Source organism: Pseudoalteromonas lipolytica (assembly GCF_900116435.1).
GTDB lineage: Bacteria > Pseudomonadota > Gammaproteobacteria > Enterobacterales > Alteromonadaceae > Pseudoalteromonas > Pseudoalteromonas lipolytica.
The window spans coordinates 196438-209364 of record NZ_FPAZ01000002.1; the positions used below are offsets into that span (position 1 = coordinate 196438).

At 39.7% G+C, this 12927-nt stretch carries 11 protein-coding genes; 5 read left to right on the plus strand and 6 right to left on the minus strand.

Features of this window, described 5'->3' with window-relative positions:
* The first annotated feature begins 35 nt into the window (after positions 1 to 35).
* Positions 36 to 1646 (plus strand): hypothetical protein, encoded by a 1611-nt coding sequence (locus tag BM378_RS02380; protein ID WP_074988499.1) that lies wholly within the window; start codon positions 36 to 38, stop codon positions 1644 to 1646.
* Between the two features lie 43 nt (positions 1647 to 1689).
* Positions 1690 to 5274: a toll/interleukin-1 receptor domain-containing protein gene (locus tag BM378_RS02385; RefSeq protein ID WP_074988500.1), complete on the plus strand. Its 3585-nt coding sequence runs from the start codon at positions 1690 to 1692 to the stop codon at positions 5272 to 5274.
* Between the two features lie 181 nt (positions 5275 to 5455).
* Here the strand turns inward: BM378_RS02385 and BM378_RS20275 are convergent, their stop codons facing one another.
* Positions 5456 to 5674 carry a tyrosine-type recombinase/integrase gene (locus tag BM378_RS20275; protein ID WP_227006874.1) on the minus strand — a complete coding sequence of 73 codons (219 nt, stop codon included), beginning with the start codon at positions 5672 to 5674 and terminating at the stop codon, positions 5456 to 5458.
* Between BM378_RS20275 and BM378_RS02395 the strand changes: the two genes are divergently transcribed.
* Positions 5604 to 5828: a GGDEF domain-containing protein gene (locus BM378_RS02395; protein WP_051501884.1), complete on the plus strand. Its 225-nt coding sequence runs from the start codon at positions 5604 to 5606 to the stop codon at positions 5826 to 5828. The genes BM378_RS20275 and BM378_RS02395 overlap by 71 nt on opposite strands.
* Before the next feature lie 61 nt (positions 5829 to 5889).
* On the opposite strand, the gene BM378_RS02400 is transcribed toward BM378_RS02395, so the two are convergent.
* From BM378_RS02400 to curA, 3 genes are all read right to left on the minus strand, one after another.
* Positions 5890 to 6471: a hypothetical protein gene (locus BM378_RS02400; RefSeq protein ID WP_074988501.1), complete on the minus strand. Its 582-nt coding sequence runs from the start codon at positions 6469 to 6471 to the stop codon at positions 5890 to 5892.
* Positions 6472 to 6576: 105 nt separating this feature from the next.
* The gene (locus tag BM378_RS02405; RefSeq protein WP_036972455.1) at positions 6577 to 7194 is read right to left on the minus strand and encodes a glutathione S-transferase family protein; all 618 of its coding nucleotides are present in this window, start codon (positions 7192 to 7194) and stop codon (positions 6577 to 6579) included.
* Between the two features lie 48 nt (positions 7195 to 7242).
* The gene (gene curA, locus BM378_RS02410) at positions 7243 to 8274 is read right to left on the minus strand and encodes an NADPH-dependent curcumin/dihydrocurcumin reductase (protein WP_074988502.1); all 1032 of its coding nucleotides are present in this window, start codon (positions 8272 to 8274) and stop codon (positions 7243 to 7245) included.
* A 185-nt stretch (positions 8275 to 8459) separates the two neighbouring features.
* Here curA and BM378_RS02415 point away from each other — a divergent pair, with 185 nt between their 5' ends.
* On the plus strand, positions 8460 to 8879 hold the full coding sequence (locus tag BM378_RS02415; protein WP_065978548.1) for a hypothetical protein: 420 nt from the start codon (positions 8460 to 8462) through the stop codon (positions 8877 to 8879).
* Between the two features lie 10 nt (positions 8880 to 8889).
* The gene (locus BM378_RS02420) at positions 8890 to 9732 is read left to right on the plus strand and encodes an SMP-30/gluconolactonase/LRE family protein (RefSeq protein WP_074988503.1); all 843 of its coding nucleotides are present in this window, start codon (positions 8890 to 8892) and stop codon (positions 9730 to 9732) included.
* A 1-nt stretch (position 9733) separates the two neighbouring features.
* On the opposite strand, the gene BM378_RS02425 is transcribed toward BM378_RS02420, so the two are convergent.
* Positions 9734 to 9967 carry a hypothetical protein gene (locus BM378_RS02425; protein WP_065978546.1) on the minus strand — a complete coding sequence of 78 codons (234 nt, stop codon included), beginning with the start codon at positions 9965 to 9967 and terminating at the stop codon, positions 9734 to 9736.
* Positions 9968 to 10143: 176 nt separating this feature from the next.
* Positions 10144 to 12882, minus strand: a complete 2739-nt coding sequence (locus tag BM378_RS02430; RefSeq protein WP_074988504.1) for a TonB-dependent receptor domain-containing protein — start codon at positions 12880 to 12882, stop codon at positions 10144 to 10146.
* Between the last annotated feature and the right edge of the window lie 45 nt (positions 12883 to 12927).

Below are 12927 nucleotides of genomic sequence, written 5' to 3' on the forward strand. Positions count from 1 at the left end.
TAAAAACAACAATAATATGTGATTTAAAGGATTAAATGAAAACAAAATTATACATTGGCCTAATTGGGGATGAATTAGCTGAGCAATATGTTCTAGACAGAGCTAATGAGTCTCTTAAGTCTTTTATCAATCTTCTTCTAAAAAATGCTCAGGCTGATGATATAGCTTCACTTCCTTTTGAACCTGTGTTGTTAACTAATCTAGCTTCCTCTGTAGAGCAAAGCTTTTACAGTGAAGCAAATAAACTAAATTTAAAAACTGAAGTTGTTAGCTGCATTAAAGCGAAAGATAACCTCCAGTTTAGCTTATCTGGCGATAACATTGAGTGGCAAAACTTTTTAATAAGTAAGTGTAATCTGTTGATGGTGGTTCGTAGCGAAAGTGACGAACTTTCTTCTGCTAAAAATACAATGTCACAGGCGATCATAGATCATGTTAGATACCCAGAAAAGCATATATCTGAGCAAACAGGATATTTCGCAAATAACGATGAATTCCTACCTTTCCTATATGAAATAAAAGTATCCGAAAATGAAGTTAGCGCTAATTTTGTTCGAGATAATGAAGAGAAAAGCTTTAACTCATTTATAAGAGGCTTTAGCAATATATCAGATGAATTGAATTCAACATTAATACAGTATTTAGACACTAGCTTGAGAGAGAAGTTAGCAACTGAAACTAAAGAAGGTGAAGTTAACTTAGCTGAATTTTATGATTTTAGTTGTAAATTTGACGTACTCGCCAGTAAACATCAGGCTAAAAGTAACCTAGGGTTTTGGGTTTTATTTTCGCTAACTCTTGTCTTAGGAGCCTCTTTTTTACTTTACGCAAAAGTATTTACCCATACTCCATGGCTGCTTATCGTGTATTTAATCGCATATACTGGTGGTGTATTTACTTATTATAGAATGAAGAAAAAGGCGTCGCTTAAAAAGCATTTAGTTTACCGATTATGTGCAGAAGCATTACGGCTTAAATTATTTCAGTTGGTGAGTTATTCAGGTAATAAAACTAACGCTTTTCAATTTGAAAAACAGATCAGCATGGTCAATGTAAATACGCAATGGATAGCGCACATGGTGAGGGCTTTTCCGTTACATAAAGTGAATGACTGTTTTTCAAGAACAGACCGAAAAAATGTTATTTTATCTCACCTTATTGATGATCAACTTCATTATTTTAAATTGAAACTGCATGGCACAAAAGAGCAAGACAGTAACAAACGCTATAAGCTTAAGCTAGATGGTTTAGAGAGGTTACTACAAAGGTTTAGTGCAACTGAACTCTCTATTGTTGTGTTTTGTACGCTTTTAATGCTTGTTGTTACACTCACCGCATTTAAGGTTGGTATTTTTTATAAACTCTACCCAGTAAAGCACATCATGATGTTTCTTATCGGTTTTTTGCCTCTGGTAGGTTTAGCATTTGAGCAGTTGGTATTTAACTTTGCGCTTGAAGAGAACGAAATGCGTTATCACCATCAAATAAGTAAATTCAAATCGATAAAACGCTGGTTGAGTGCTACAGATTCAGAACACAATATAGCTAAAATAACCAACCAACTCTGTATTGAATGTGCACAAGAGAACTTTAGTTGGTATACAACTAGAGTTAACAGGCAACATAAGCCTGCCAGCGGCGGTTAAATTTACAACTATAAAATATACAAATAATAAAAATAGGTTTCACATGGAAGAAAGTAAACAATCGAAAGTTAACCAATATAAATACCATGCCTTTATTTCATACCGTCATGCCGATAATAAAGAACAAGGCAGGCAATGGGCTACCTGGTTACACCAAGCTATTGAAACCTATGAAGTCCCCAAAGATTTAGTAGGGAAAAAAAATGGTCGAGGCGATGCTATACCTGCCCGTATTTACCCTATTTTTCGTGATGAAGAAGAGCTACCAGCCCATGCTGATTTAGGTACGTCTATTGTTGGTGCATTAGAGCAAACAAACTTACTTGTTGTGCTTTGCTCACCACGAGCGGTTGACTCGACTTATGTAGCTGATGAAATAGATTACTTTAAAAAGCTAGGTGGCTCTGACCGTATTATTGCTGCCATGATAGATGGAGAGCCAAATACTAGTTGGGATGACAGTAAACAAAAGCTGGGCTTTACTAGAGAAGATGAGTGTTTCCCAACTCCTCTACAGTTTGAATACGACCACGAGGGTAATCCTACCGATAAACATGCCGAGCCAATAGCTGCAGATTTTAGAATTAATAATGACGGTAAGCCAGAAGAGGGCTGGACGACCCCCGCAGCTTATCGTGAACACTTAAAAAGCACGACTAAACTTGATAACAAAACCATAGATAAAAAGGTCGATTCCTATCAGCAACAACTTCATCTAATGCTGCTTAAAATCATTGCAGGCATTTTAGGTGTACCTTTAGGCGAACTCACCCAACGTGATAAAGAATATCAGTTAGAACAAGAACGATTGAAGGCTAAGAAATTGAGGCGATGGTTGGGCGCGGTAGCTATATTGGCAATTTTGGCTATCAGCGCAGGAGTATTTGCGTACTCCCAAAAAGAAATAGCTGAAAATCAAGCGTTTATAGCTGAAATTGCGCGAGATACAGCATTAAGGGAGAAAAAAAAAGCAGAAAAATCTCGTAAAGAAGCTATTGCTGAGAGAAACAATGCACTTTCAATACAGAGCACATTCATTATGTCTCAAGTAGATAGTCAAAATAATAAAGGTAATTTTGATACTGCTACTTTATTGGGGTTAAATGCGCTACCTGGATTATATGGTGGGGAAAGGCCTGCTGTAGGAAATAAAATACCTTTAATTAGTGCATTGTTTAAAAATAATGTTCTTTTATCTTTTGACGAGAATAATGTAGATAGTTATTTACTTTCTGGGGATGCTCTAACTTTCTTGAAAAAAAATAAATCAGGAGTTATAGAGCTTTGGAATATTGCAAGTGGAAAGTTGATTTTTACAAAAAAGCTTGACGTCGTTGGAAGAGAAATCAGTATAAGTTATGACAGTTCAGTTATTGCTTTTAGAGAGAAGGAAGGAATTACCATTTTATCCACTGTTACAGGTGAGGTTTTAAAGAAGATTAAAGATGACTCGGTTATTGACAAGTTTAAATTGTCGAAAGATGGTCTGAAGTTGGCTTATATCACTTTGAAAAAGCTAAAAGTATGGGGCTCTAGTGTAAATAATTTGCATCAATGGGATTTAATATTAGATTTTAACTCACCTTCCATTTTAACTTACCTAAACTTTTCACCATCTGGAGAACATGTCTATACATGTGGTTTTGGAGAGGTTGCTTATTTAATTCCTGTTAACAAAAAAACTCCAATAAAAAATATTATTAACATATACAAGCCAGGAAAAAAGCTAACATCATTTAGCCCTGATGGAGAGTTGGTTGCTGTGATAGAAATAGGGAGTGATGAGAATAATGTTAATTTAGCGCTTTATTCAACTTCATCCGATAAGTTAATTGATACACTTACTTTAAATTCAGAAGTTAATGATATCGATATTTCAATCGATAGAAACAATGTACTAATATCAACGGTCAAGGAGTTAATAAGTTGGGATTTAACTACTGGAACAACTACCAATTTAATTGGTAAAAATAATAATTCGGGATATCAACGTGCATTTTTTGATAATACCGGAAATACCATTGTTGCAATAAATAATGACAATGAACTTTATGCATGGAACAAGCGTACAGGTAACCTTCTCAATGCAATAACAGTTTTCAGTGATACTGAGCTTCATGGTGCTTGGGGAGGCGATAGATATATTTTAATTAGTCAAAACGATAAAAGGGTAAGAGTCTCCGCTCCTTTGTACAGTGAAGGTTTTAACCAGGTAGATTTAGCATCGTTTCCTAAACTGGATAGTGAAAACTTGTTCGGTGGTAAGTTAGTATTAGTAGTTGAAGAGAAAAAAATAATTTACAGTGATACGACATCGCTTCAAATGATAGATTTGGAGTCTCAAAAGGTTATTTGGAGAACACAGGATATTACTTCTTATAATCGATGTTTAAGTAGTGCTTTTATTATTGAAGAAAATAAATGGTTGGTGTGTATCGACCAGGAGTCTTCCCCTAGAGGAGAGAATTACGTATTCGACCTGGTTACGGGAGAGCGGGTTCATCATAGCAACTACGATGCAATATCTATATTTATGAGAAATACTAAACCTCACTTGCTTGCTGTAAGCACTCCACTTATTAAAAAGTTTAATAGTAAAAAGTCAGAAAGTTTGGAGGCTAATAAAGATGGTATTCCTATTTTTTTGTTAAATTCTTTCCAAAATGAAAATATTGAAAAGGATGTTGCACCTGTTCCTCGTAAGAAAAAAGTAGAAAAGAAAATATTAAACTTTAGCAAACTCGACAATACTGTCTATCAGGTTGAACTAGGGTTTGATGTTGATTTTGCCTTTGTGACTGACTATGGCCGAAAATTAGTGACGCAAGAAATATCTTCTTATGAAATTGATATTTGGGATATCAACTCTTTTGAATTAATAAACACAATTGAAGGGAGAATAGTGAAGCCTGTACCTTCAAGTGAAGCAGGGGCGTTAATAAAAACCTTCTCTGAGTATTTCCTTTATAATTTTGAGTTTAGTAAAAAGACTAAGGTTTTTCATAAAGGAGTTGGAGGTATACGCCTTACCAAAAGCTCACCTAATGAAGCGCTTTTTGCTTATCATCAAACTACTGCAGATGATTTAGATGAATTGATTAAAATGAAATCTTTAATTTCTGGTCAAAAGCTTTGGGAGTTTTCATTAAAAAACTTAGATTTGAAAGATATTACTTTTAGTAAAAACTCTAAGTTAGTAGCTTTCGAGTTCATAAATGAAGATGGAAGAAAATATACGCGTATTTTTTCTGCTCTGACGGGCGAAGAATTACTAACAGAGTACACTATAAGTAGCTCTGAATATCTATTCGTTGGTAATGGTGATCAGATTATATTTAAAACAACACCAAATAACTTGATTTTATGGAGCTTAGCGAGTCGAGGTATTGTCAGGGAGTTCAGCTTTTTTCAACCCATAGACTCATTTACTACAGACGGAAAAAGTATCCACACTTTGCACGGAAGTTTGTTGAATGAATGGGCTTTAGTTTCAATAAAATCACTGATTGATAAAGCAATAGAGAAACTAACACCGAACTATAAGTGCCTTACAACTCAAGAGCGAGTTTCTTTCTTTTTGCCTCAACTTTCAGATGAGCAAAAGGCGCTGAGAAATTGTAATAGTTAAACTCTTATGCGACTCTAATCGTACTGCAAGGTGAGGCTAATTGTTGCTCACCACTACTACTGTGAAGTCGCTCTAAATTTTTATAAAGAATATATGGTCAAATCAACAGGGCTAATTGATTACTAATTAGATTAAGTGCTCCTCGCCTTTCATCTAAATAATCATACCTGTCGTATATACCTTAAACGCCTTTTAATTTATGGTTAAGGCAACGCTCAGCGACATGGCCAGCAACACCAGCTTCAGCGAGTAGACTTCGACATGTTCGACGAAGATCATGTACGGTAAAGTGTGCAACAGGTATTTTCTCTTGTTTAAAAAGTTTTTGAATGGCGGCATTAATTGTATTAGGACTAATATGCCCAAAGCGTTTAAGAGCGAGTGTCGAAGAGTTAAACATTAATATTGGGACCAACACGCCTATAAATGTGACAGGCTCGTTTGGTATTGCCTCTGTCAGTGTTAACGATGATATTGAGCAGGCAATTGAAAGAGCAGATCACGCGATGTATCAAGCTAAAAAGTCTGGCCGCAACAGAGTCTGCGTGACGTAAGGATATTAGCGACGCTTGCCTCTTCTTTACTGATTATTTTTGGCGATGAACATGGCCATGCTTACTTTACCTTGAGCCCAATCAACACAGACGACTTTGCATTACGTGAACTAAACAAACTGGCACATAAATAGCCGCTATCAGCGATATAGGTAGAAAGTTGTTGTGAGTGTTTTGTGAAAGTTTCTAAATCAAGGTGAGGCGATGCTAAGTACAGGCCATTGCTAACGATAGCGTTATTTACGGTGTTTAAAAATGTCACCGCTGCTTGAAAGGAATCAAAGCAACATAATGTGTCTGCTTCATTATTAAGGTTTATGATATCTGCAAGGTCTATATTGCTCGGCATTTCATGACTGTAAAGCTTGGCAACAATATTTAAAATGACATTTTGTATCACGCTTGTGTCGTTGCTTGGGTGGGTTATTTTAATGAGTGGTGTGCCATACGATGCACAATAATCAGTAAGCTCTTTTGTGTTAGAGCAATCAAGCCCGCCAACAAATACGGCATCGAATTGAGCAAAATCTGTTGCTTGAAATGTCTGTGGGCATAGCAATGTTGCATGCTCTGAGGCGGTTAGGTTTGGTACTAATATGGCGATGTTTAAATCGTTAGATAATTCGTGAATAGGTACAAACATTACTTATTTACTATTTTAAAAATGCCCAGTAAAACCGCGGCTATGCCCTCCATCGTAATAATATAGAGGGAGTAAAGGCACCAAACAGTGCCCTTACTTTTTACGCTAATCGTATTTTGCTTCTAGCTCATTAGCTGTGTGATAGCTTTCGTGAGTTTTTAGCTGCTCAAAGTAGCGTTCGATTTCAGGGAAGTGCGACAGCTTACCCGCCTGAGCAACCTGCTCTACAACAAAAGACATCATGAAATCAGCGCCTGTCAATGTGTCGTCGACTAAGTACTGCTTACCTTGTAATTGCTGATTAACATAGCTCAGTATTTTAGCAATTTCATGGTCGGCATAGTCGGCAATAAAGTTAGTTTGACAGCCATCTTTAGTAATAAAGAGTTTTAGTAGAAGAGGCACCATGGCAGAGCTTTCAGCAAAATGCAGCCATTGCTGGTAATCAACATAGCTGTCGCTTTGCTGACTTGGCATAAACTTGCCTTGCCCGTACTGGCTAATTAGATAATCAGTAATTGCACCAGACTCGGTAATTACTTTACCGTTATCTTCAATAACGGGCGATTTACCCAGCGGATGAATTTGTTTTAGTTCATCAGGCGCTAAAAACGTTTCTTTATTGCGTTGATAGGCAACAATGTCGTAATCGACACCAAGCTCTTCCAGTAACCAAATAATACGTTTAGAACGTGATTTATTTAAATGGTGTAACTTAATCATTCGTTATCCTTAATAGTGGCGCAGCATGAGTTGCTACGCCTAAAAAATTTACATTGGCTGCTGAACTTGCACGACAGTTTTGCCAAAATTATCACCATTCAACATAGCATTAAAGGCGTTAAGTGTATTTTCGAAATTAGCTTCAAGGTGCTCTTTATATTTGATTTTTCCTTCGCTTAGCCATGCTTGCATGTCTTTTGCGAACTCCTCATAACGATGAGCGTAGTCATCAAAAATAATGAAACCTTGCACTTTAATACGTTTCTTTAAAATTAAGCCCATAAGCATAGACAAGCGGTCTGGGCCCGGTGGCAGCTCGGTTGCATTGTACTGTGATACTAAGCCACATAATGGAATGCGTGCTTTGGTATTTAACAGTGGTAAGACGGCGTCGAGTACATGACCACCGACATTTTCATAATAGACATCAATGCCTTTATTACAGGCTGCGCTTAACTGTTCTGCAAAATCATCCGCTTTGTGGTCAATACAAGCATCGAACCCAAGGTTTTCAACAGCATGTTGGCATTTTTCTTTACCGCCAGCTACGCCAACGACCTTACAGCCTTTTAATTTAGCAATTTGCCCTACTGTTGCACCGACAGGTCCTGTGGCCGCAGCAACAACGACCGTTTCGCCTGGTTTTGGTTCACCAATATCCAAAAGCCCCATGTACGCTGTAAAACCAGGCATACCCATAATACCTAACGCATAAGAAGGGTTTTCAGGGTTCTTACCCAGCTTCATTAAGCCTTTTGTGTCGCTGATTGCGTATTCTTGCCAGCCCGTATACGCCAACACCCATTCACCTTCTTGGTAGTCAGGGTGGTTTGATTGCTCAACTTGGCATACGGTTGCGCCCACCATCACATCACCAATTTCAACAGGGTCAGCATATGACTCTGCATCGCTCATTCGTCCACGCATATAGGGGTCGAGTGATAAATAAATAGTTCTTAGCAGTACCTCACCGTTTTTTGGTGCGGGTACTGAGTGTGTTTTTAATACGATATTGCTTTCATTTGCGACGCCATTTGGGCGAGACTCAAGAATATATTGACGATTTTGAATATCAGACATACTTTGTTCCTATTACTAGGTTTATGAAGTGGTGCATATAGATGAAGTGCGGGCGCATTCATAAAATTCAATGATTAAATTGTCACTGTGAAAATAAACACAATTTCAGTCATGCAATAATCGATTTTGCAGAGGGCATAGAAAGGTGTATGCTCAAATGCAACAGATAAGTCAAAAGGATTGATATGAAACGTATTTTATTGTTAACGACGGCGCTTTTAACTGGCGCGTTTAGCGCTCAGGCTAACGCGAATGATGAGGTATTATCGGTTGACCCTGTCTCGCTTTCGGGCGGTGCGTTTGCATTTGAAAACGACGCCAAACGTTATCCCAAACAAAGCCAATTTAGTATTTTGCATAGTGTGATGATGAGTAGCGAAAGTGGCCGACGTCTCGCCGTGGTTACTATCGAAAACAAAGCATCTGGCTCTCGTATTTTACAAGCCGACCATATTATGGCGTTGTTTGCAGATGGCAGCCGATTAAACCCACTCACTTTCGATGAAGGCATTAAGCTTGATGATGGAGAAAAGCGCTCCCTTACACTTTCGTTTGGTGAAAATGAGTACCCAATTTTAGCTGTCTATACCAGCCTAGATAAATAAAAGGATGATCATGAAATTTCGCACTTTAGCAGCTGTCGTTGCGCTTTTTAGCTCACAAACCGTTATGGCCGTTGATAGCCAAGACTTTGTAAAAGACAATGTGTTTACGCAAGGCATTGAAGGACCTACCATGTACAACGGCACTTTGTATGCCGTTAACTATGCAGAGCAAGGGACGATAGGCCGAGTCGATAACATGGGCAAGTCGTCATTATTTGTGCGCTTACCAAATGACAGCGTTGGTAATGGTTTGCAATTTGATCAACATGGTAACCTTTATATTGCCGATTACGTTAATCATCGTATTTTAAAAGTGCCTGCGAACAGCCAACAAGTCGAAGTATTTGCCCACAACAGCGAAATGAATCAACCTAATGATATTGCGATTACGCAAGGAGGAAGCTTTTTTGCCAGCGATCCTAATTGGGCAAAAAGCACCGGACAGCTGTGGCGCATAAACGCAGACGGTAGCACACACCTTCTCGAAAAAAACATGGGAACCACTAACGGGGTTGCCGTGAATAACGACAACAGCAAGCTGTATGTAAATGAAAGTGTGCAACGCGTTGTATGGCAGTATGACCTTGACGATGCACTGAATATTAGTAATAAACGCGTGTTGATACGCTTTGATGATCATGGCCTAGATGGCATGCGCGTGAATAACCAAGGGCATATTTTTATTACCCGTTACGGAGCGGGTAAAGTGCTGGAGGTTTCACCTGAAGGTAAGGTTTTAAAAACCTACACGCTTAAAGGCCAGCATCCCACAAACCTAACCTTTAACGACGAGCAGGATACACTCTTTGTTACTATGCAAAAGCGCGGTGCGATAGAGGTAATTAAACTTTAAATTAGCCTTGCTTAGCGCGTGTGATAGCGGCGTTAATCGCCGCTTTTGCTTGCGGGCTATTTTTCCAACAGCTTGTCTGTAGCATTGAGGCAACTCGCTCAGCAATTGTGTTTGCATCGAACCCTGCTAACTGCTCAAATGAGTCAATCCCTATTTCTTCAAAGCGTTTTACTACTGTGGGGCCGACCCCTTTAAGCGCTAATAAAGCCGCGCGTTCTTGTTCATTAAATGGCATGTATACATTCCCTGTTTATCAGTTTTTATTTAGGTACTTTGACCTAATTATTAAGGCGTTAAAATTAAATATTATACTAATTCGCTTAATTAAGTGGTCTATCTTGAGGCAATAAAAAAGCGCACCGGGCAGGGTGCGCTTGAGGGGATTAATCCTGTGTAGCTAAAACAGTAGGACTAATTAAAACTCGGAGCGTATCTCAGTGAAACACCGACAGAGCGGCCAATCACACTATAATCACTTACGGTATTAAAGTGGTTTGCACCGATTTCAGGTGTTGGTGGTTCACGGTCTAACAAGTTATCGACACCAAAATTAACAGCAAGTTCCTCATTAACTTGCCATGCTGCTGCGAAATCAAGATAATTTTGTGCTGAGATTGTTTCTGAACGGTCTACAGCATACTCTACTTCCCCGATTCTGCGCCAGCCAAGTTGGAAATTCATGTTATCTAATTGCCAATCAATGCTTGCACGGTGTTTATAGTCTGCTTGTAAAATACTCGCAAAGTCACCAGAACACGCACTGCCATAGGTGCCTTTACAGTCTACTTCTGCCACGGTGCTGTTATTTTGGCGAGTTTGTTTAGTAACAAAGTTACCTTGGTACGAGAATCTAAAGCGACCGCCCATTTGAGCTGGGGCATCAATAACGTAGTTAGCCGCAACGTCAATACCTGCTTGCTCAATTGCTGCTAAGTTAAAGTCGTTAACAATAGCTGTGCTAATAAACCCAGTATTCGGATCGCGAAGTACTGCACCACACAATGGGTTATTCGGGTTAGGATCGTCAATGTAACAGCTTTGCAGTGCCGCACCTGGTTGAATTTGACTTACCGCATCCGTTACGCGAATGCTGTAATAATCTAACGATAAATCAAAGCCTTCTAAATAGCTAGGAGTGTAAACAATGCCCAAAGTATCAGATTCAGCTTGCTCTGGTTTAATATTTGGGTTTCCGCCGTACGTGTATTTTGCTGTGCTTGAGTCAAACTCAGTGCCAACTGGCGGCGCACCAAATGCAGCACATTGGCTTGCATCGCCCGTACCTAGCAAACAAGGATCGCCGTTATAACGGCCCGCTAATCGAGGGACAAATTGATCACTGTTTTGATCAAATAACGACAGCGAAAGTGCCGTAATAGGGCTGGCAAATTCACCTAAGTTAGGTGCTCTAAACGCCGTTAAGCGGTTTGCACGAATACGAATATCGCTGTTAATTGCCCAGTTTATACCCAGTTTATAGGTGTCTTCTGCTTCAGTGTTTGAGTAGTCAGAAATGCGATAAGCACCTTCAAAGCTAAGCTCTTCGGCAAAGGGCTGATCAATTAAAATAGGCACTAATACCTCAGCATAAAACTCTTCTGAGCTGAAGCTTGCGTCCATATCAAATGCACTAATTGACGCAAAGCTGGTGCCATTTCTAAACGCATCGCCCGGTGTTTGTTTACCGGTTTCTTTACGGTATTCGTAACCAACGGCAAAGTCGACAGGGCCAGCAGGAAGCTCAAACAAGAACCCTGAATCACCCGATAAGGTTGCTGAAATCACACTTTGTGTACGGTCGCGAGTGGTATAAATTAGTGGGTCGCTGAAATCAGTTAAGTCGAGGTTGGGATCAAAAATGTCCACTGAGTTAGCTAGCGCTGCAAAGCGGCTGTTGCCACTGTTGTCATTGCGATAGGCATTGTTATAAATGGTTGCTACTTCGTCGGTTTTACCGTATTGACCATACACATCGTAGCGTAAGTAATCGGTTAAATCGCCTTTTAAACCTAATTGAAATTGCATTGAATCGCGAACGGCTTCTGTATGTTGCACACCTAAACCAAGGTTTCGCTCTACATTTACACGTGCATTACCTTCGCTATCAAACGTTAGTTGGTCACGTAACTCGCTAGGAATATACGGGTTATTACTGGTAAGAGTGACTTGCTCGTTCACAAAAATAGGTGTTTGACCACTGGCACCCGCTCCCTTTACAGTCACTTTCGAATACATGGCACGCCCATATGCAACGGCGCTGTTGCTTACATCAACATCGAATAACAAGCCAGTTGAAAAGCGATCCATTGGTTGGGTTAAGTAACGATCGGCTGTAAAATCAGTCGTTTGACGCTCATTTGAAACACTTCCAGCATCTGTTATAGCAAGGCTATTGCCTGATGCAACATCGGTATAGTAACCACCACTATTAATCAGCGGTGTTGAGTTATCAAGGGCGTAGCTTCGCTCGCCTGCTAAAAGTTCTTTACGTTCGGTGTAGCCTAAATATCCGGTAACGTGGCCGCGACCCTCGGCGATATCACCCCCGAAAATTGCTTCAAAATTAAGTTTTTCATTCCCGCCATCTGCACTTTCATAACTCGTCGAGAATTCAGCACCGGTAAAATCATCATCTAATACAAAGTTTACAACCCCAGCAACGGCATCAGCACCGTATACCGCAGCAGCACCGCCGGTAAGCACGTCAACACGCTTAATTAAACCTGCCGGAATCGTATTTACGTCAACTGAGTTTCGAAAACTAAAAGGTACAGCGCGTGTACCATCAATAAGCACAAGTGTTCTGTTTTGACCTAGGCCACGTAAATCAATCGTCGATGAGCCAAACGAGTCGCCAACGGTTGCGCCTGTGCTATTTGCACCTGCTGCCGCTTGTGGCAGTTTAGCCGTAATATCTTCAACGTTTACCGCACGGTCTAGGTGAATTTGTGCTTCATCAACGCTGACAACAGGGCTGCTTGAAACTAATTCGGTTCGTTGAATACGTGAGCCTGTTACAGTGATTACTTCAGGCTTTTTGGCTTGTTCGGTATCTGCAGCGTGCGCCACCCCCATAACCGAGCTTACAGCAATAGCAAGTGGTGAGAGCAGCAGTAGCGAACGTTTTGTGTGAGTTGTCTTTGCTTTCATGTTGATTCCCTAGCGTTTTATCATTTAAATCAACGCTGGTTGGTA